At 55.2% G+C, this 20,028-nt stretch carries 16 protein-coding genes and 1 pseudogene; 15 read left to right on the top strand and 2 right to left on the bottom strand.

All coding sequences use genetic code 11. The features are described 5' to 3' along the window. Nucleotides 1-1,759 (top strand): sensor histidine kinase (locus tag VAE55_RS18115; protein ID WP_322817122.1); only part of this gene is annotated, 1,759 nt, incomplete at its 5' end. After that, entirely contained in the window at nt 1,756-2,433 is a 678-nt protein-coding gene (locus VAE55_RS18120) for a response regulator transcription factor (protein WP_322817123.1), read from the top strand. The genes VAE55_RS18115 and VAE55_RS18120, both read left to right, overlap by 4 nt. Before the next feature lie 214 nt (nt 2,434-2,647). Here VAE55_RS18120 and VAE55_RS18125 read toward each other — a convergent pair whose 3' ends face one another. Beyond that, nucleotides 2,648-3,445 (bottom strand): ABC transporter substrate-binding protein, encoded by a 798-nt coding sequence (locus tag VAE55_RS18125; protein WP_322817124.1) that lies wholly within the window; start codon nt 3,443-3,445, stop codon nt 2,648-2,650. 154 nt (nt 3,446-3,599) lie between these two features. Here VAE55_RS18125 and VAE55_RS18130 point away from each other — a divergent pair, with 154 nt between their 5' ends. Further along, complete coding sequence (locus tag VAE55_RS18130) at nt 3,600-5,576, top strand: AAA family ATPase (RefSeq protein WP_322817125.1); 1,977 nt, start codon at nt 3,600-3,602, stop codon at nt 5,574-5,576. A 220-nt stretch (nt 5,577-5,796) separates the two neighbouring features. Here VAE55_RS18130 and VAE55_RS18135 read toward each other — a convergent pair whose 3' ends face one another. Next, nucleotides 5,797-6,126 (bottom strand): GxxExxY protein, encoded by a 330-nt coding sequence (locus tag VAE55_RS18135; RefSeq protein WP_416181219.1) that lies wholly within the window; start codon nt 6,124-6,126, stop codon nt 5,797-5,799. A 519-nt stretch (nt 6,127-6,645) separates the two neighbouring features. On the opposite strand from VAE55_RS18135, the gene VAE55_RS18140 reads away from it, so the two are divergent. The 12 genes and pseudogenes from VAE55_RS18140 to VAE55_RS18195 all read left to right on the top strand — a co-directional run bounded on the left by VAE55_RS18140 (nt 6,646) and on the right by VAE55_RS18195 (nt 19,546). Beyond that, nucleotides 6,646-7,476, top strand: a complete 831-nt coding sequence (locus tag VAE55_RS18140; RefSeq protein WP_322817127.1) for an NADPH-dependent oxidoreductase — start codon at nt 6,646-6,648, stop codon at nt 7,474-7,476. Nucleotides 7,477-7,581: 105 nt separating this feature from the next. After that, entirely contained in the window at nt 7,582-8,208 is a 627-nt protein-coding gene (locus tag VAE55_RS18145) for a helix-turn-helix domain-containing protein (RefSeq protein WP_322817128.1), read from the top strand. A 3-nt stretch (nt 8,209-8,211) separates the two neighbouring features. Next, nucleotides 8,212-9,558, top strand: coding sequence for a BCD family MFS transporter (locus VAE55_RS18150; RefSeq protein WP_322817129.1), 1,347 nt, complete (start codon nt 8,212-8,214; stop codon nt 9,556-9,558). A gap of 588 nt (nt 9,559-10,146) precedes the next feature. Next, the gene (locus tag VAE55_RS18155; protein ID WP_322817130.1) at nt 10,147-10,896 is read left to right on the top strand and encodes a DsbA family protein; all 750 of its coding nucleotides are present in this window, start codon (nt 10,147-10,149) and stop codon (nt 10,894-10,896) included. Between the two features lie 232 nt (nt 10,897-11,128). Continuing rightward, nucleotides 11,129-11,410 (top strand): 4a-hydroxytetrahydrobiopterin dehydratase, encoded by a 282-nt coding sequence (locus tag VAE55_RS18160; protein WP_322817131.1) that lies wholly within the window; start codon nt 11,129-11,131, stop codon nt 11,408-11,410. Beyond that, nucleotides 11,410-12,177 (top strand): alpha/beta hydrolase, encoded by a 768-nt coding sequence (locus VAE55_RS18165; RefSeq protein ID WP_322817132.1) that lies wholly within the window; start codon nt 11,410-11,412, stop codon nt 12,175-12,177. The genes VAE55_RS18160 and VAE55_RS18165 overlap by 1 nt, the downstream gene beginning before the upstream one ends. 69 nt (nt 12,178-12,246) lie before the next feature. Further along, a complete protein-coding gene (locus VAE55_RS18170; RefSeq protein ID WP_322817133.1) occupies nt 12,247-13,386 on the top strand; it encodes an acyl-CoA dehydrogenase in 1,140 nt (379 codons plus the stop codon). A gap of 40 nt (nt 13,387-13,426) precedes the next feature. Continuing rightward, entirely contained in the window at nt 13,427-14,056 is a 630-nt protein-coding gene (locus tag VAE55_RS18175) for a histidine phosphatase family protein (RefSeq protein ID WP_322817134.1), read from the top strand. A 4-nt stretch (nt 14,057-14,060) separates the two neighbouring features. After that, on the top strand, nt 14,061-16,862 hold the full coding sequence (gene ppc / locus VAE55_RS18180) for a phosphoenolpyruvate carboxylase (RefSeq protein WP_322817135.1): 2,802 nt from the start codon (nt 14,061-14,063) through the stop codon (nt 16,860-16,862). Next, entirely contained in the window at nt 16,862-17,917 is a 1,056-nt protein-coding gene (locus VAE55_RS18185) for an L-threonylcarbamoyladenylate synthase (RefSeq protein ID WP_322817136.1), read from the top strand. Before ppc ends, VAE55_RS18185 begins: the two co-directional genes overlap by 1 nt. Before the next feature lie 43 nt (nt 17,918-17,960). Next, a complete protein-coding gene (locus tag VAE55_RS18190; protein WP_416181220.1) occupies nt 17,961-18,785 on the top strand; it encodes a DNA-methyltransferase in 825 nt (274 codons plus the stop codon). Next, nucleotides 18,782-19,546: pseudogene (locus VAE55_RS18195) on the top strand (PmeII family type II restriction endonuclease). The gene VAE55_RS18190 and the pseudogene VAE55_RS18195 overlap by 4 nt, the downstream one beginning before the upstream one ends. Nucleotides 19,547-20,028 lie beyond the last annotated feature (482 nt).

The following is a 20,028-nucleotide window of genomic DNA, read 5'->3' on the forward strand; positions in this document are numbered from 1 at the left end:
GATCCGACCACGAACGTTTCCCGGCTGGACACCACTGACAATGACCGGTTCAACAACGACGAGTGGTGAGCCAGCGAACATGCTTGAGTGTCTAACCGATACGATACGGATTGTGAGCAGTGTGCTCGATCCGGCTTACGCCCCCAACGTGATCACAGAACAGATGGGGCGCTTACTCAATGCCAACGGTGTGATACTCGTGGAAGGACATCCGGGAGACTCACCACGCACGCATGTCTGGCATGCACCAGGAGAAATCGGACGCCAAGCACTGGCCTCGCTCCAACAAGCTATCAATGATCCAACCATTCTGAGCTGGCGTATTTCTCCTGGCCCGTTTCTCAAGCGTGCAATAACACCTACCACTGAAATAATCGGATTTCCACTACCCGATATTAGTGGCGTCATTCTAGCTGTACGTCTACCGGCACAGCCCTGGAGCGAGATTGACCAACAGAGTGGTGCAACGCTGGCAACGCACAGTGCAGCCATCTTACGGCATGCGCGTCTCTACACCGACTTACAGGCATATGCAGCGCAGACCGAAGTGCTGAATACCCTGGCCATGTTTCTTAGCACCCTCCTCGATCCGATCCGCCAGATCGATATTGTCTTGCAACGTATTCTGGCCCTCACTAATCTCGATGTAGGGATAATTGTTCTCAAAGAAGAGAAACAACTGGCAGTCACTGCAGTGCCGGAGATTGCTATTGAGCAGACGCACATGTTGGCATTGATCGACACTGTCATCAGCACAGGCCAACCAATCTGGCTGTGTCGTCAACACGCTGTTGCTCCTGAAGCCACGCTGTTGCCTTTTCATGGATTTTGTGATCTGGTAGCATTGCCATTGATCCTCCACGCCACCAATGCCGGTGCCCTGTTAATCGGGAGTCGTGCTCATCGCCATATCAGCGGTGAAGACCTGACGCTGCTGTTAACCATTGCCCAGCAACTGGGGCTGACACTGAGTAATGCCCGCCTGCGTCAGGTGGCAAGCGCGAATGAAGCTTTACGGCAAGCAAATCATTTGAAGAGCACCTTGCTTGCCGGTGTATCACACGACCTTCGCTCGCCGTTGACTGCGATTCGTGCCTCAGTCGAAGATTTACTAGAGCGGCAACATCACGTATCACCCAGTGAACATCGAGCCCTGCTATCGAATATTGCCCGTGAAACAGCACGCCTGAGTCGGTTTGTCGATCAACTGCTCGATCTCTCGCGGATTGAAGCAGGAACACTCCCGCTCGACCGCGAGTGGGTTGAATTCAACGCTCTGGTACAAGATGTTGTGATCAGCTTTCACCAGCAATATCCAGCCTGTTACGTTGAAGTATACGTATCACCAACACTGCCACTGCTGTATATCGACCCGTCACTTATCACACAGGTACTATGGAATTTGCTGGAAAATGCTCAGAAGTATGGCCCAGCTGAGGGGCCGATCACTCTGGAAGCCTTCTGTACACACACCGATCTGGTGCTGAGTGTTAGTGATCGTGGGCCGGGCATTCCGGCAAGCGAACGGCACCGCATCTTTGACCGATTCTACCGTTTAGAACGTGATCGACGCAGCCACCGGAGCGGGAGTGGTTTAGGGCTTGCGATCTGTCATGGGATCATTACTGCGCATCAGGGAAGCATCTGGGTGGACGAACGACCGGGAGGTGGGAGCGTATTTCGAATTACCCTACCGTTCATCAACGATCAACCAACTACGTGGTGCCCGTTGGAGCTTCACGGAGGAGAGCAGGTATGAACCAGCGCATCCTTATCGTCGACGATGATCCGGGAATTGTTGCTGCGATCACGCCATCACTGCGGGCACAGGGATACAACATTGCTATCGCACACGACGGCGAGAGCGCATTGCAGAAGTTTGGCCACCTTGCTCCCGATCTGGTGCTCCTCGATCTCGTCATGCCATCGCTGCACGGGATTGCTGTCTGTCAGCGAATCCGCCAGCAACGTTCAACCCCGATCATTGTGATTAGCGTGAAAGGTGCCGAAGCGGATATTGTTACTGCACTTGATAACGGCGCCGATGATTACCTGGTTAAGCCCTTCCGGTTGAGTGAACTGCTGGCCCGAATCCGGGCAGTCTTACGTCGTGGCCGAAGTGAACAGACGGTTATTCAATGTGCCGATCTGGTGATTGACACGAACCGTCGTATTGTGCAGCGTCAAGGGGAAACGATCAATCTGACACCGATAGAATACGCGGTATTGGCCGAACTGGTGGCGCATCGCGATGGTGTCGTCACTGCGCGACAGATTGTCCAGAGAGTATGGGGACCGCAGTATATCGACTCAACTGATTACGTCAAAGGGGTTATTCGCCGTTTACGGGTGAAGATTGAACCAGACCCTTCTCATCCACGCTACATCATCACCGAGCCGCATGTTGGTTATCGATTCAATGATGGTGGGTAGAAGGCTACCGCATCGCCCACTTGTCGTGCCCATGACCGGCGAGCAACGCACCATCATACGCCTGGTCGCTCGTGGGTTGTCGTCGGCGTGCGGTAGGGGAACGGCATGCCGCTGACACATCTGGCTGCACGTGACCGATCTGCCGGATTTTCGTCGGCGTAGACGTAGGGGCAAGGCATACCGTGCCCCTACAAGGCCCGCCGTATGACATATACTACTCACCCTTCAGCATCCAGCGCCGTTGCAACTCGTGTAGCACACCCTGTTCCTTCAGCCGATCCAGCGCACGATTAATTTCACTTTCCAGTTGAAAAGCTGACGCCGGCATAGCCAGCACATACGGCTCGTAGCTGAGAGCGGTAGCAATCCGCAGATCACCGGTCGCCAATGCACCCAATGCGGTAACGTGGTCGAGAATAATCGCATCAACTTCACCGCGCTGCAATGCCTCAATCAGGGGGTCGGCTTCATCAGCGGTATAGCGGTACAGCGGAGTTGTCTGCGCAAAGCGATACGCCAGCGCGTCACCCTCACTTCCCAGTACCACACCGATACGCTGCCCTCGCAGATCGGCAAGATCAGCGATAGTGCTATTGTTCCTGGTCAGTAGCATCAAGCCCCCATCGAAATAAGGCTGTGAGAAGCGCGCACGATACCCTTGCTCTGGTGCGTAAGGCAGAGCCGAAGCAATCAGATCGGCCTGACGACTAGTTAACTGGTCGTAGAGTGCATCAAACCCACTCCGCACGAACACAACCTCAAACCCTAATTCGTTGGCCAGCGCCGTAATCAGATCGATGTCAAACCCCACCAGCCGGCCATCTCGCTCCTCGACAAAGGGCCGGTAACCGACATCAACCGCTACCCGCAACACCCCACGCTCGCGGAGATCGGTATAAACCGGATCGATGACGGTCGTGCCGGTTTGCACACTCCAGGCCAGCCAGCTATAGGCCAGTAACACAACTACTGATAGGCCATCAAGCCATCGCCGCCAGTCGCGCCACTGCATTTCCTTAATGCTTTCTCATTTTTCTCGCCTTGACCGAATAATACTCTGTCGGTATACTTCATTATAAAGTTATTGCATTAATCACGGCCTATTCCCCTTGTAATTGCTGTCGTTATACGCAGTCATTACGTCAATTCAGAAATGGGAGTCGCGCATGGCAATCGAGCCTTACCGCCCAACCCCCGATTCTTCCGCTACCAATCGCGAGCAAGAGCTGGAGAAGAAGATCGCCAAGCTTTTCGAGCGCTGGAACTGGAAGTTATTCCGTTTTCTGCGAGCAATGATCTTCCTGACGATTGGTATCTGGCTGGCGGCTAATCTCCTACCGGGTATCTTCAACATCATCATCACCGGTGAAATTGGCAATCTTATCTTGCAGATCATCCCGGTGGCCGTTTACCTCTTCTTCTTCATCGGCTTTCAGTTCTGGCTCATGTACTTCTTCATGGCCCGTACCCGCATCTACTGGGTTAAGCCGGGAGAGACAGGCGTGAGCTTTAAAGATTATCGCGGTAATCCAGAGGTACTGGAAGCGGCTCGTCGAGTGGTTACCCTGTTGAAAGGTGCCAAAGAGTTCAAGCAGATGGGTGGTGAAGTCACCCGTGGTATTCTGCTGATTGGCCCGCCCGGTACCGGGAAGAGCTATCTAGCACAGGCCATTTCGACCGAAGCTGGGGTGCCATTTGGGTACTTGAGTGCGCCCTCTCTGCTCTCAGCCTGGATGGGCATGGGCAATATTAAGGTGATGAATCTGTACCGCAAAGCTCGCCGTTTAGCCCGCGAATATGGTGCCTGCATCCTCTTTATAGATGAGATTGATGCCATCGGAATGGCGCGCAGCTCAAACCTGATGGGGACAGGAGCTGCCGGTGCCGGGATGAATAACCGCGAGAATGTAGTGATGGGGGTTGGCGGTATGATGGGTGGTGGTAGCAGCTTGCTCAATGAGTTGCTGCTCCAAATGGATCCACCGCCACAAGAGCAGACCTGGTGGGGTAAGTTGCTGCGTCTGGTCGGTTTACGCCGTGGCAAGGCAGAAATGCCGCCGGTACTGACAATGGCGGCTACCAACCTTGCCGAGACACTCGATGCCGCACTGCTCCGTCCTGGTCGCTTTGATCGCAAGATCGCGGTTGAGCCACCCGATGCCGATGGACGCCGTGAGGTGATCGAGTACTATCTGAGCAAGGTGAAGCATGAACCAATGCCCATTGACCGGATGGTTGCCGACACCATTGGCTACACCCCGGTTGCGATCAAGTACGTGATCAATGAGGCAACCATTCATGCGCACTTTGACGGTCGGGCTGCAATCAACTACTGGGACTTCACACAGGCGCGTGAGATTCATGAGTGGGGCCTGAAGCAGCCAATTCGCAGCATGTCGTATGAAGAGCGGCGCCGAATCGCGTATCACGAAGCAGGTCACGCCTACACTGCGGTGAAGCTGTTGAAGAAAGAGCGCCTCACGAAAGTGACTATTGTCCGTCACGGCAATGCCCTTGGCTTCGCGGCATGGAAACCGGAAGAAGAGATTCACACCCGTACCCGCGAGGAGTTGCTGGATCGGATCAAGATTTCACTGGCCAGCCGGGCTGCGGAAGAACTCTTCCTCGGTACCCAGATGAGCGGTGTAACCAGTGATTTACAGAGCGCTACCGGCATTGCGGCGATGATGGTCGGTGCGTATGGGATGGATAACAGCTTCTTCTCGTACCTGCTCTTTGGGATGCAGGGCTTGTCGGCACCTGATGTTAAGCCACGAGTAGAAGCGATTCTGCAAGAGCAGTACCGCATCGTAAAGCAGATGCTCGAACAGAATCGCATGGCAGTAATTGCCATCGCTGAAGCTCTGATCTTGCGTAACGAGTTGACCGACATCGATGTGAAAGAGATACTAGCACGGGTGGAGGCAGAGCATCCTTACCTGCCACCGAATGAGAAGCCCGAACGACCGGCCTTCGGCTTTGCTGCTGCCCTATCGCGCTCGCAGACCACACTGGTACGCCGTCGCCGCGAATCGGTTGTGTTACCGGCACCAGAGCGGCCTACACCGGAGATTACGATTATTGATGCTCAGCGGCGCGATGAATCTAGCGATGAGACACAATCTGCGCCGTCTGGCGGGTAACAATTGACGCTGTCTTGAAGAGACGAAGCGGGGTGATGAAAATTCGCCCCGCTTTGTGTTTTTTATATCAAATCTAGTGTAAGAGAGTTCGGGCACCACACCTGAGAGCAAAAGCGCCAAATCAGCGTTGCCGCAACATACGCAGTCGGGTCACGTTTCAGAGAGGATTCCGTTGATTTCTCACAGAGACGTTTTCTCACAAAGACACAAAGGCACAAAGTTAGTCGAGTTTGCCGTTGATGATGCGCCAGATGCCGTCTTTCATCACCGGGGCACCGAAGTTGAGCAGGTAGCCCAATTTGAGGCCGGTCAGTTTGAGGTAGGTGAGGACCTGTTTTTGATGTGAGGGATGGATATGTTCCACTGATTTGAGTTCTACGATTACCTTATCATCTACGATGAGGTCGGTGCGAAAGCCCTCGTCAAATTGGATGCCGTCGAAGATGATTGGAATGGGCGCCTGACGTTTGACGTGCAGGCCGGCTTTTTGCAGGCGGTGAGCTAGAAGGGTTTCATAGACGCTTTCGAGCAGGCCAGGGCCTAAATCCATGTGGAGTTTGACGGCGCAATCTACAATGATACAATGACTTTTCCAATTGCATTTTCGTTCATTGGTGATCCTTTTTCTCACCAAGACACAGAGACACCAAGATGTTCTTTGTGGTCTTCGTGCCTTGGTGAGAGATCGTCATCCAAACATCTTTCCCTGCCAACGGAGAATCGAACTGTCCGTAACTCTTGTCATAAGCATCAGTTTGTACCAGATTGAAACCGATATATCTATTGACAGACCGGCCGCCCTTTGCTTCATTACCACGAGGTCATCAGCACTATTGTGTGGCTGAAGCCTGCACGACATTGTGGCTGCACACCCTTTCCACCGAACCGGTTCTATTCGTGCCGATCTGGAGAGCCAAAGCTCTCTGCGCCGTAGCGATAGGGACCAACTATACTGATCCTTTATTACACCAGATTTGATGTTACCTTTCTTTACCGGATGTCGCGTAGTTTCGTGTATAATCGGCATATCTTTGACTTAACAACCAATCATGTAGAGGAACCATTGTCTATGACCGATACCACAACCACAACGCAAGAACTCTTACGCCAGCGTTACGGCAATGATATTCCGCCATCCATTATCAGTACCCCGATCATTGATCTGTTACTGAGTCACCGTTCTGTGCGTTCGTACAGTAACGAACCACTGCCGGAAGGCACGCTTGAAACCATGATTGCAGCGGCCCAATCTGCGGCCACATCATCAAATCTTCAAACGTGGAGCGTAGTTGCGGTGACTGACCCCGAACGTAAGCATCGCCTGGCGACCCTGGCCGGCGACCAAAACCAGATTCGGCGGGCACCGCTTTTCCTGGTCTGGCTGGCCGATCTGCACCGCATTGCCCAGGCGGCTGATGCCCGGCAGATGCCACACGAGGGGCTTGACTACCTGGAAATGTGGCTGGTGGGTGTGATAGATGCGGCCCTGGCAGCACAGAATGCTGTCGTTGCAGCCGAGTCGCTCGGCCTTGGCACCGTCTACATTGGCGCCATTCGCAATCATCCACTGGAGGTAGCGGCTGAGTTACAACTGCCACCGATAGTGATGCCGGTGTTCGGGATGTGCGTGGGTCGTCCCAATCCGGCACGACCGGCAGCGATTAAACCACGTTTGCCCCAGGAGTCGGTACTTCACCGGGAAGTCTACCGGCCAGAGCAGATACCACCCGCTGTCGAACGCTACAACGCGACAATGAGCGCCTTTTACGCGGCCCAACAGATGAATGTAGAAGGCGATTGGGTCGACCACTCGGCCCGTCGGGTTGCCGGACCGCATACCCTTTCGGGTCGTGATGTCCTGCGTGAAGTGCTGCATCGACTCGGTTTTCGGTTGAAATAAGACAACTTTACGCATAAGTGCGCGCTTCTCCCGCTGTACCGTCTTTGGTGCAGCGGGAGATATGTTATACTTTGAATAGGTTTAAAAAGATTTAACAAAACTCCTATGAGCGACAAGGAAACAGCAACCTATCTTTCGCTGTCGGCAGCAAGTAAGCTTCTCGGCGTGCATGCCTCAACCCTCCGGCGCTGGGCAGATGAAGGTGCCGTGCCGGTCTATATCACGCCGGGTGGACACCGTCGTTTTGCCCGCGCCGACATTCTGGCCCTGGCTTCGCGCCGACCATTACCATCGCAATCGATTAGTAGTGTCCTGGCTAGCAAAGCATTGGCCCAGACTCGTAATGAACTGGCGCATTCGTCGTCGGCACCGGCCTGGATGCACGCGATGAACGAGCAGGAGCGGCTGGCATGGCGACGGGTTGGCCAGCAGTTGATGGGTGTTGTGTTGCGTTACGTCAGCGCCCACGACGAGCAGAGTCCACTCCTTGATGAGGCACGGGCAATTGGTCACAGCTATGCCCGTTTGGCCCGTGCGGCAGGACTGCCGTTAACAGATGCGATTGCCGCAGCGCTCTTTTTTCGCGATTCGCTGGTTGAGGCGGCGATGGATTTGCCCGAAGAAGCTCATGTACGCCCCGCGGAGAGTGCACGGCTGCTGCGACGCATCAGTCGCGTGGCGAATGAAGTCCAACTGGCTGTTGTGAGCGGATATGAAACAACAGAGGAGTAGAGTGTGGAACCGACGACTGAGCAACGATTGAATGTCCCTCGGACTCTCAAGCTGGGTACTTTTCATATCGGTTCATCGTTCATCGATTTGTTGACATCAGGGGTTCTCAATCGAGTGCTGATCACCGACCTGGCGCTGGCTGCGACACCGGTTGCACTCCTCTCGGCATTGCGCTACCTGCTCGCTCCACTCAGTATCTGGGCCGGTTATCGCTCTGATCTGCGCCCGCCGGGCACTTTACGCCGGCTCCCATTCATCTGGGGTGGGCGCTTGCCGATGCTGCTTTCACTGCCTTTATTGCCGATTGTGACAGCTCTGCTGGCAACCGATCCGGCATCGGTTGCAGGGTGGTCATTAGCATTTTTTGCCTTTCTCATTTACGGTGTTGGGACGCTCATTTCAGGGAGTACCTATCTCAGTCTGGTGCGCGATAGTGCACCGCCGGCCCGGCGCGGGCAGGCACTGGCGATTGTCCAGGTGTTCCTGGTGATCAGCTTCCCGGTGGCCGGTGTTATTTATGGTCGTTTGATGCCGGTGTACGATCAGGCCAGCTTCTGGCGGCTGGTGTTGATCGGTATGAGCATCGCCTTTGGCTTTATTGCCTTTGCACTCTGGCGAGCCGAACGACCGGCCAGTGCGGTCGAAACTGACCCGACCCCACCTGAGCCATTCCTGCCCCTCCTGCGGCAGATGTGGTCTGATGTGCGTGCGCGCCGCTTCTTCCTTTTCCTCGCTCTTGGTGCAGTCAGCGCCTTCGCCCAGGATGCCGTACTCGAACCGTTTGGTGGCGATGTGTTTGGGCTGGACAATGGTCAGACAACGCGCTTCAATGCCTACTGGGGTGTCGGCGTGGTGATCAGCCTGCTAGCAACCGTCTACTTTACCCGTCACCGAGCAGCTCACGAGCAGACTGGGGTGGCGATGTTGGGTCTTGCCCTGACTGCGCTGCCGCTCTTCCTGTTGAGTGTGCTGGCGATCACCGAGTGGCAGGCACTGCTGATCCCGGTGCTGGTCATGTTCGGGCTTGGTTTTGGCATCTATACAGTCGGTGCGGTCTCGCTGCTGGCCGCAATGACCACCGAACGCCATGCTGCGGCCTATCTTGGCCTCTGGTCGATGACTCAGCTTCTCTTCCGGGGTCTCGGCATCTTTGCCGGCGGTGCAGTACGTGATATTGCACTCTGGATAAGCGGATCGCTGCCTTTAGCTTACGCCAGTGTCTTCCTGTTGGAAGCAATTGGGTTGCTGGTTTGTATTGTGATTTTGCAACGGGTTGATGTTCCCGGCTTTGCCCGTGGTGAAACCAGACCACTGGGTGCGGCAACTGCGCTGGCCGCCGCCGACGGGTAGAGAGTGTCAGCCGGCGATGTTAACAACCGCTGCCGGTACAGGTGTAAACGCTGTTGTCCACCGGCAACTCGCTGGTAGCCATCTGGTGATGCTTCAGCAGTGGATCATACCTGAACGATGCACATTGTTGAGCAAGATTTGATACTAGCCGGTGGGGAAGGCTGTTAGCCTGCACTCGCGTATCTCCATTACCGGGAACATGTATCGACATGGGTAATGGGTACGCACTGCGCCACGGGTAAGCCAGTTGGGAAACCGCTTCCGCACCAGCGGGTGATCCCACGGCGTGGGCAGGGGAAACGCCGTTCTCCGTGTCTGCGCTCAGGTTGCTGGCATGATGGTGCGATCACGAGTACGAACTGCTGCCGGTCAACCGGATTTGATCTCATGCTAAAGTGGCTGTACTATACACGCACGATACGCAAGCCATAGAGGGCGGAAGCCGGGTTTCTATACTCTAAACGAGATTGATACGTGTATGGCCGGGCAGTAAGGTGGGCATTTAGCAGAATACTCACGGTACGGATGGCGAGCAAACGGCTACAGCCGCCGAATTGAATAGCAGTAAATGATCGTCACGACAAGACTATGCGCTTTTCTTTACTCCTGATACTCGTGTTCGTTGTGACCGGCTGTGGCAGTGCAGCACCACCAGTACCGACCCGCTCGGCAGTGGAACTTCGCCAGACTCAGGTAGCCTTGCAAGGTTTGCCTACCGTCCCCCCGGCCCCAACTGAACTGAGCCGTCCGACACCTACTCCTGGGCCACCTGTTGATTTGGTCGAACTGCTGAAGCTCACCGACGACGATCCACGGGCAATGGGTGATCCGAATGCACCGGTGCTTATGATCGAGTTTACCGATTATGAGTGCCCATTTTGTGCCCGCTTCGTTAGTGAGTCGCGCCCCCGGATTGTGCGCGAATTCGTTGAAACTGGCGTTGTCAGGCTCGTTGTACGTGACTTTCCGCTGACTTCGATCCACCCTTCGGCAGTACTGGCAGCCGGCGTGGCCCATTGCGCCGCTGCACAGGGGCAGTTCTGGCCGGTGTATGAGATGCTGTTTCAAACCCACAATGTTGAGTGGGGCGGGGTGCCTAGACGTGACCGGGATGTACTGATCGAGCTGGCCGGAGAACTCGGTGTGGATACAGCACAATTGCGTACCTGTCTCGACGATCCGGCAACTGAAGCGACCGTTATCGCCGAGGTTGAGACGGCTACCCGCTTGGGGATTAACTCAACGCCGAACTTTATCATTAACGGTCAGATCGTGCGTGGTGCGTTGCCGTTCGAAAACTTTGCCGGTCTGATTCAGCGGTTAGCCGAATTGCCGTGAGTCTTCCGCTTTGATCCCTCTCTGGATTGGCAGTGGCGAACAGGTGGCCGGCGTATGCTATACGCGCCTGGCAGATGGACGCGGAAGTCTTGCGTCCACAGGCCAAACACGCAACAAACGGTGGCGAGACCTAGATGAGTAGCGTTCGTTGCCCGACGTAGCCTGTGGTATCATTATCAGCGACTCTTAATCTACCCGTCAAGTTTGATAGTAACAAGGAGTAGTATTTCCTATGCCACGCTTAAGCGAAGCTGAAATTGCCGAACAGTTGGCTCGGCGACCCGATTGGAGCCTTGAGAACAACGAGATTGTCCGTACCTTTCGGTTAGCTAATTTTCCGGCGGCGATTGCGTTCGTGACCCACGTTGCGTTTCTGGCTGAGGCTGCCGGCCATCACCCCGACATCGACATTCGCTATAACCGGGTGCGACTGGCGCTCACGACCCACGATGCCGGCGGGTTGACTGAGAAAGACTTTGCGTTGGCTGCCGCGATTGATGAGATTATGGGCTGATGCCGCTCGTAACGACAACAGCCGGTGATCTGTTCGTGATGCGGCGGGGCACAACCGGGGTACCGTTGATCTTTGTTCACGGTGCCGGGGGGAGTGGTCGTCACTGGGGACGACTGTTTGCCATGTTACCGCCAACGGTTCAGCTTATCGCTGTTGACCTAGCAGGTCACGGTCGGTCACCACAAGCCGGCCCGATCACGATTGAACGCTATGCAGCACAGATCGCCGCGCTTCACCAGGTACTTGCCTTACCCCCAGCCATGATAATCGGTCATTCGATGGGTGGAGCGATTGCCTTGCAGCTCGCGATCACGATGCCTCAGATCGTTGCCGGGTTGGGTCTGATCGGCAGTGCTGCCCGTTTACGAGTTGCGCCCGCCCTGTTCGATGGGTTGGCCGGTGATGCGACGACCCGACAGGCAACCATCACAACCCTGGCTACCTGGCTCTTTAGCCCTTCCGCCAACCCGACGCTCTTGGCTGAAGCCGCTGCCGACTACGCCGCACTTGACCCGGCGCTCCTGTTGGCCGATTTTCGGGCGTGTGATGGGTTCGACGTGCGGAACCGGCTCGGTGAAATCCACTGCCCGGCTTTGGTGATCACCGGCAGCGACGACCGCCTGACCCCGCCCAAACTCGGCGCCGAACTGGCGAGCGGGCTTGGCGTACCACACCATCTCCTGGTCAATGTCGGCCATATGCCAATGTTGGAAGCGCCCGATCAGCTAAGCGAGCTGCTGCGTGAATGGCTGACGACGCTTGCTTGAGGTGAACAGCTCGCGTAGAATGAGATATAGCGGTCAGCGCAAGCGCAAATACGAATGAAGGAGGCGATCATGGAGTTCCAGCTTACCGAAGATCAGCAGATGCTCCGCGACATGGTGCGCCAGTTTGCCGAGAAAGAGGCCAAACCCACCGTCGCTGAACGTGACGAACATGCCCGCTGGCCTGCCGAATTGGTGCGCAAAATGGGCGAACTCGGCCTGATGGGTGTTGCCGTCAGCGAAGAGTACGGTGGCGCCGGCATGGATTATGTCTCGTATGCGATAGTGATTGAAGAACTCTCGCGGGTTGATCCGTCACTGGGTGTAATCGCCTCGGTGAATAACTCACTGGTGTGCTACGGGATCGAGAAATTCGGCACCGAAGAGCAAAAGCGTGAGCTGCTGGTACCGCTCGCAAGCGGGCGTATGCTCGGTGCATTCTCGCTTAGTGAACCGGGCGCCGGTTCGGACGCCGCAGCCCAACGAACAACCGCCGTGCGGAATGGCGACTACTACATTATCAACGGCGTTAAGAACTGGGTCACTAACGGTGATCACGCCGACACGATCATCTTGATGGCGATGACCGACCCCAGCAAGGGTACGAAAGGCATTACCGCATTTCTGGTTGATACCCACGCCCCCGGTTGTCGTGTGGTCAAAGTCGAGAACAAGCTCGGCATTCGTAGCGCACATAGCTGCCAGATGGCGTATGACGACTACCGCATACCGGCGTGGCGGCGGCTCGGCGAAGAGGGGCAGGGCTTCAAGATCGCGATGACAATCCTCAACGCTGGTCGCATCGGCATTGCGGCACAGGCGGTCGGGATTGCGCAGGGCGCGTTCGAGGCGGCACTGGAGTACAGCAAAGTCCGTGAACAATTCGGCAAACCGATCCACGAATTTCAGGCCGTCGGCTTCACACTGGCCGATATGGCGACCCGCATCAAAGCAGCCCGCTTGCTCACCTACGAAGCCGCCTGGCGCAAAGATCAGGGGCTTGATTTCATCAAAGATGCCTCAATGGCGAAGCTTTTTGCTTCAGAGACGGCGATGTGGGTGGCAACCAAAGCGGTACAACTGCACGGTTCAAACGGCTACTCGAAAGAGTATCCGGTTGAACGGTTCTTCCGTGATGCGAAGATTACCGAAATCTACGAAGGGACAAGTGAGATTCAGCGCCTCGTGATCAGTCGTGAACTGGTACGCTGATCCAGAGCAAACGGCGGCGCTGCGTCGACCAACAGGAGTTATGCGTCTCATTCTTGTGCGACACGGCGAGACGCCGTGGAATCAAACGTTACAATATCAGGGTCACGCGCCGATACCGCTCAACGAGCGTGGGCGCGAACAGGCACGACGGGCAGGTATCCGATTGGTTCATAGCGGGGCAGTTGCACTCTACAGCAGTGATCTGCCCCGCGCCTGGGAGACAGCCGAAATCATTGGAGCATACGTCAAGTTGCAACCGGTTGCCATGCCGGACTTACGCGAGATTGATGTTGGGTTGTGGGAAGGGTTAACCCCTGACGAACTCTATCAGCGCTTCCCCGACCATATGTACGAATATGACCGCGACCCGGCACGAACTGTGCGTCTTGGCGGCGAAAGTTATGCCCAATTGCAGGCAAGGGTGCTGCGAGCATTTGCCCAGATCGAAGCCGCTCACCGCGACGGTGAGACGATTATCGTGGTTTCGCATGGCGGCTCAATTCGCGCCTTATTCTGCCACATTATCGGTCTCGACCTGATAAACTTTAGCAAATTATGGCTAGACAATGGCTCGTTGAGCGAAATCGTCCGCGGGCGAAGTGGCTGGCGGCTATTACGGATGAATGATGTCGCCCACCTTGAGGATCTGGTGGCGGAAGGCGGCGAGTAAACGTATGAGCGGACGAACCACTGCTAACGAACATGATCTGTTGTCGGCAAACATTCGAGCACTAGGCGATGCACTTGGCCGGGTCATTAGCAGTCAGCACGGGAGCGAAGCGCTAGCACTGGTTGAACAGGTGCGTCGGATGGCCAAAGACCTCCGCAATGCGTCAACCCACACCGATCCACAGACGCTGCGTCAACTGATAGCCGATCTGGATTTGCCGCAATTACGCAGTCTGGTCAAGGCATTTACGCTCTATTTTGGATTGGTCAATCTGGCTGAAGGGGTTGAACGTCTGCGCGTTTTACGGGCGCGCGATCTGCGCCATGCGCCAGCGCCCCGTGCCGAGAGTATTGCCGACGCTATCGAATTGCTGAAGCGTCACGGTATACCGGCGCCTGCAATTCAGAAATGGCTAGATCACGCACTGATTATGCCGGTGTTGACGGCACACCCAACCGAGTCACGCCGGCGCACGATCCTGATCAAGCTGCGCCGCATTTTTGACACACTGGTCGATTTGACCTTTGGGGAGCGGTTGGTCTTACCTGCCGACCGTCAGGCCGCACTCACCCGCATCGAGCGGGAGATTGTCGGATTGTGGCAGAGCGATGATGTGCGTCATCGTCGCCCATCGGTGCTCGACGAAGTGGAGAATGGACTGTTCTTCTTCCAAACCGTCCTCTGGGAACTTCTACCGCACATCTATCGCGAGATGGGTGATGCGCTGCACGTAGCGTATCCCGATCATCCCTGGCGTTTACCACCATTTCTGCGCTTTGGAAGCTGGATGGGCGGGGATCGCGATGGCAATCCCTTCGTGACGCCAGAGGTAACGGTCGAGACGGTACGGCTGATGCGGAGCACAATGCTGCGTTATCTGATAGATTGTCTTGATCGGCTGATCACCGATTTGAGCCAGTCGGTGCAGCAGGTGAAGGTGGATACGGCGATCATTGATCGAATCGCCGAATATCGTGAGTTGATGCCGGATGCCGCAGCGACGCTCAATCCGCATTACCGCTGCGAGCCATACCGCCAGTTGTGCCATTTTATTCAGGCCAGGCTGCACAACACCCTTCAGTACACGTTGAACTACACGCCCCGTTGGGGAGTCGATCCACCGCTTACACGGCGACCCGACATCTACTACCAGAGCTGTGAACTCTTGGCCGATCTCGACCTGATCGCTGCCAGTCTGTGCAATAACGGCAGTGTGTTAATCGCCGAGGGTCTGTTGCGCGATGTACGGACGCTGGTGGCAGTTTGCCATCTGCATGCGGCCACCCTCGACGTGCGCCAGCACGCCAGCCGGCACACAGCCGCCTTGAGTGAAATCCTGGCCGCTGCCGGTGTGGTCGACGATTACGAAGCGCTCGATGAGGCAGAGCGGATTGCAGTGTTGACCGTTGAAATTCGCCGACCGCGCCCACTTACGCCCAGCCGACTCAGCCATTTCAGTCCGGCAACTGCGGAAACCATTCATACCTTCCGTGTCATAGCGGCAATCAGCGAACAACTCGATCCAGAAATCTTTCAGACGTACATTATCTCAACCACCAGTCAGGTCAGCGATCTGCTAGCGGTGCTGCTGCTCTGCCGCGATGCTGGCCTCTACCAACCCGGCCAGTCTAGTCAGTTACATATCGTGCCGTTGTTTGAAACGGGTGATGACCTACAACGCGCACCGGTGCTACTGGATGAACTGCTCCGGTTGCCGGTATACCGTGAGCATCTGGCGCTACGCGACAATCTGCAAGAGGTGATGCTGGGCTATTCCGACAGCAACAAAGAGGGTGGCTTTGTAGCTGCAAACTGGGCACTCTACCGGGCACAGGTTGAACTGACAGCGGTCACCGATCGGCACGGTGTTCGCTTGCGCCTCTTCCATGGCCGCGGTGGCGCTGTTGGTCGTGGCGGCGGCCCTGCCGGACAGGCCATCCTCGCCCAACCACCCGGCACCCTCCACGGCCAGATCAAAGTTACCGATCAGGGTGAAATGATCTCAGACCGTTATCTCGATCCGCGTACTGCCCATCGCCACCTCGAACAGGTGGTAAATGCCGTGTTGCGGGCGGGCTTTCCCGGTGTGGTACGTCAGCCCGAACCAACTTGGCTGGCAGCGATGGAGGAGATGGCAACAACGGCACGCACAGTCTACCGTCAACTGGTTTACGAAGACCCTGATTTTCTGATCTATTTTCGCAATGCCACACCGGTGACCGAATTCAATCGGCTACGCATCGGCTCACGTCCGGTCTCGCGCCGCAAGAGTGATCGGATCGAAGACCTGCGGGCCATTCCGTGGGTCTTTAGTTGGATGCAGAGTCGGCACACGATTCCGGGCTGGTTTGGCCTGGGCAGTGCACTGGAAGCATTCGTTGCAGCCGATCCGCACCACCTGCACCTGTTGCGCACCATGTATCAGCACTGGCCCTTTTTCAGCACGCTGCTGGATAATGCGCAGATGATCATGCTGAAAGCCGACATGAACATTGCCCGCGCTTACGCCAGCCTGGTGCCGGATCGTCATCTGGCCGAACGGATCTTTCAACGGATCGAGAGCGAATTCCGCCGTACCGAACGCATGATCTGCCAGATTACCGAACGTAACGATCTGTTAGCTCATCAACCGGTACTTCAGCGGGCGATTCGGCAACGTAATCCATACATCGATCCACTCAGCTTTGTCCAAATTGAACTGCTCCGCCGATTACGTGCTGCTCCGCCCGAAGAACAGAGCGAATTGGAAACGGTTTTGTTGATGTCAATCAACGGCATTGCTGCCGGATTAAAGAATACAGGCTGATGCATACCAAGCGGCTCGACAGCTCACCGGCTGCGATTGCTATGGCCGGCGAACTTCTCCGGCGTGGCGAACTCGTCGCCTTCCCAACCGAAACAGTTTACGGGTTAGGAGGACACGCGCTCGACGAGCGTGCTGTAGCAGCCATTTTTACTGCGAAGGGTCGTCCGGCGAGTGATCCGCTGATCGTCCACATCATGGCAGCCACCGATCTGCCACTGGTGGCGGCAACAGTTCCGCCACTTGCTGGCAGGCTGGCTGCGGCCTGCTGGCCAGGGCCACTTACGCTCATCGTACCACGCCACCCTCGTGTGCCGCTGGCAGTGACCGCCGGACGTGAAACGGTAGCGGTACGGGTACCCTCACATCCAATTGCCCAGGAGCTGCTGCGAGCTGCCGGCGTACCAGTTGCTGCACCAAGTGCCAACCGCTTTGGACACACCAGTCCAACCACTGCCGATCACGTACTGGCCGATCTCGATGGACGGATCGCGGCGGTGATTGATGGTGGAGCCACACCGATTGGCATTGAGTCCACAGTGCTCGACTGCACCACCGATCCGCCGACACTTTTGCGTCCTGGCGGGATTAGCCTTGAAACACTGCACGACCTGATCGGCGAGGTTCAACTCCGTTCACAGCCCACCCCTGATGAAGCACATGGCCTGACTGCGCCCGGTCTCCTCGAACGCCACTATGCTCCCGATCACGAATTATGGCTGTTTAGTGGAAAACCGGACTCTGTTCTCGCCCGGCTACGCGCCGAAACCGAAGCAGCGCTGGCCCGTGGACTGCGCGTTGGTCACCTTTTGCCAGAGGAAGACCTCGCGCTGATGCATGACTTACCGGTTGAGCGGGAATCGCTCGGCCCGACTTCTGATCCGGCTATCATTGCCCGGCGACTATACGCCGCACTGCGTGCGCTTGACGAACGCCGGCCAGATCGCATGTTTACCCGCGATCTCGACGAAGCCGGCCTGGGACGCGCCCTGCGGGATCGCCTGCGCCGTGCAGCAACGCGGGTGATTGTGGTTGATGAAGAGACGGGAAAACAGTAAAATACGAAACAATGTTCTTATTTTGTAGCAAGGCTGCGACGCTATAGACAACAACACAACGCTCATCCTGGGTGATTGTCGTGACGTTCTCAAAGATATACCGGACAACTCGGTTGACCTGATATTCACATCACCCTCCTACGCTGATCGCAGAAAAAACACCTACGGTGGTATTCATCCTGATAAGTACGTAGAATGGTTCTTGCCGATAGGTCGGGAGCTATTGCATGTTTTGAAACCAGATGGCACATTCATCCTGAATATCAAGGAAAAAGCAGAAAACGACGAGCACCATACATACGTCATTGAACTGATACTGGCCCTGCGACAGCAGGGATGGTTATGGACAGAAGAGTTTATCTGGCACAAGAAAAACTGCTACCCTGGCAAATGGCCTAACCGTTTCCGAGATGCCTGGGAACGACCACCACAATTTAACAAAACAAAACGCTTCAAAATGTTTCAGGAAGAAGTGATGATTCCGATGGGACAATGGGCAGATAAACGGCTCAGAAATCTAAGTCAGACAGATTTGGTACGTGACAACTCACGGGTAGGGAGCGGTTTCGGCGAGCGAGTCACAAACTGGCTGGAACGAGAGATGGTCTACCCGACCAACGTCCTTCACCTGGTGACGGAGACAAAGAATCGACGCCACAGCGCGGTATTTCCAGAGGTACTCCCAGAATGGTTCATTAAACTCTTTACCCGCGAAGGAGACATGGTACTTGATCCGTTTATAGGTTCCGGTACCACGATTAAAGTTGCTCGACGCATGAATCGTCGTGCAATAGGTATTGAGATACTACCGGAGTATTTTGCTCTGGCTGAGAAAGAAATTGCCAAAGAAGCACCACGACTCTTATGAGTAATTCCCTTTTACTGACAGACATCAGACAATATGTCCAGGAACATATTGGCAAGTTTCATGAAGCCAGGCTTAATAGTCTGCGAAACCTGGAGCTAGAGGAGATCTTGAGACGCAAAAATCCATACCTTTTTCGCGCAAAGAATATTTTAGTTGCATCTGATCTTGTTCGCTCTCTGCTTGATGCACATCTCTCTTCACGAGAAGAGACAATGTTTGGTGAGTTTTTAGAGGGATTGGCAATTCACATTTGCAAACGTACATTTAATGGCAAAAAATCTGAACGACCCAGCATTGACTTAGAGTTTCAAACCGGGAATGAGTACTACCTGGTATCTATCAAGTCAGGGCCGAACTGGGGAAACGCCGATCAAATTCGCAAGATGCGCGAGAACTTTCAGACAGCAATTGCAGAGATTCGGCAATCATAGCCTGAGCTTCAGGTCTTTGCTGTGAATGGATGCTGTTACGGTCAAGATACAGGGAACAAGGGAGATTATCAAAAGCTGTGTGGTCAGGCTTTCTGGTCATTTATTTCAGGTGGTGTGGAAGAATTGTATACGCAAATTATCGAACCACTAGGATTTGAAGCAAAAGAGCGAAATGAAGCATTTCATCGGGCTTACGCTACGATTGTAAATCAGTTTACGCAAAGATTTATTGAGAAGTTCTGCAACGATGGTGAAATAAACTGGGAACTCCTGGTTACATTCAATTCAGCCCGCCCTGCAGTGAGAGAACGAAGGCATCGGTACTCCTAAACATCTAGCCTGTTCCAAAAACATCTCCTATTGCTGATCGTCTCCATGATTGTGACGAGTACGCACAGCATCCTCGTGACCGGCAGGTCAACGGCGGGCCAAGCACCGGATCGTGAGCACGGCTGCTGCGGCAGCATGGCTGCCGCACTCCAAACGCCGCGCCACGCGCATGACGAGCGGGCAAGGCAACCAATCCAGCGCGTTATGGCACGGCTTGAGCTGCTCTCTGCCAACGGGTCGGGAATAGGGTAGAACTTGTTTCAAAAACATCTACCAGAAGTTATCTCATTCTACCGACCGACTTCAGGATCGTGACAAGCATACTGCATCCTCGTGACCGGCAGGTCAACGGCATGACGCGCACCGGATCGTAAGCACGGCTGCTGCGGCAGCATGGCTGCCGCACTCCAAACGCTGCGCCACGCGCATGACGAGCGGGCAAGGCAACCAATCCAGCGCGTTATGGCACGGCTAGATCGGAA

This window comes from Chloroflexus sp., from assembly GCF_034432675.1.
GTDB lineage: Bacteria > Chloroflexota > Chloroflexia > Chloroflexales > Chloroflexaceae > Chloroflexus.

Bases quoted from the DNA above. Each gene is read 5' to 3' on its own strand.
- VAE55_RS18145 (WP_322817128.1), top strand. From the start codon at position 7,582: ATGAGCGACAAGGAAACAGCAACCTATCTTTCGCTGTCGGCAGCAAGT.
- VAE55_RS18125 (WP_322817124.1), bottom strand. From the start codon at position 3,445: ATGCAGTGGCGCGACTGGCGGCGATGGCTTGATGGCCTATCAGTAGTT.
- VAE55_RS18155 (WP_322817130.1), top strand. From the start codon at position 10,147: ATGCGCTTTTCTTTACTCCTGATACTCGTGTTCGTTGTGACCGGCTGT.
- VAE55_RS18130 (WP_322817125.1), top strand. From the start codon at position 3,600: ATGGCAATCGAGCCTTACCGCCCAACCCCCGATTCTTCCGCTACCAAT.
- VAE55_RS18140 (WP_322817127.1), top strand. From the start codon at position 6,646: ATGACCGATACCACAACCACAACGCAAGAACTCTTACGCCAGCGTTAC.
- ppc (WP_322817135.1), top strand. From the start codon at position 14,061: ATGAGCGGACGAACCACTGCTAACGAACATGATCTGTTGTCGGCAAAC.
- VAE55_RS18185 (WP_322817136.1), top strand. From the start codon at position 16,862: ATGCATACCAAGCGGCTCGACAGCTCACCGGCTGCGATTGCTATGGCC.
- VAE55_RS18135 (WP_416181219.1), bottom strand. From the start codon at position 6,126: ATGGATTTAGGCCCTGGCCTGCTCGAAAGCGTCTATGAAACCCTTCTA.
- VAE55_RS18170 (WP_322817133.1), top strand. From the start codon at position 12,247: ATGGAGTTCCAGCTTACCGAAGATCAGCAGATGCTCCGCGACATGGTG.
- VAE55_RS18160 (WP_322817131.1), top strand. From the start codon at position 11,129: ATGCCACGCTTAAGCGAAGCTGAAATTGCCGAACAGTTGGCTCGGCGA.
- VAE55_RS18175 (WP_322817134.1), top strand. From the start codon at position 13,427: ATGCGTCTCATTCTTGTGCGACACGGCGAGACGCCGTGGAATCAAACG.
- VAE55_RS18165 (WP_322817132.1), top strand. From the start codon at position 11,410: ATGCCGCTCGTAACGACAACAGCCGGTGATCTGTTCGTGATGCGGCGG.
- VAE55_RS18120 (WP_322817123.1), top strand. From the start codon at position 1,756: ATGAACCAGCGCATCCTTATCGTCGACGATGATCCGGGAATTGTTGCT.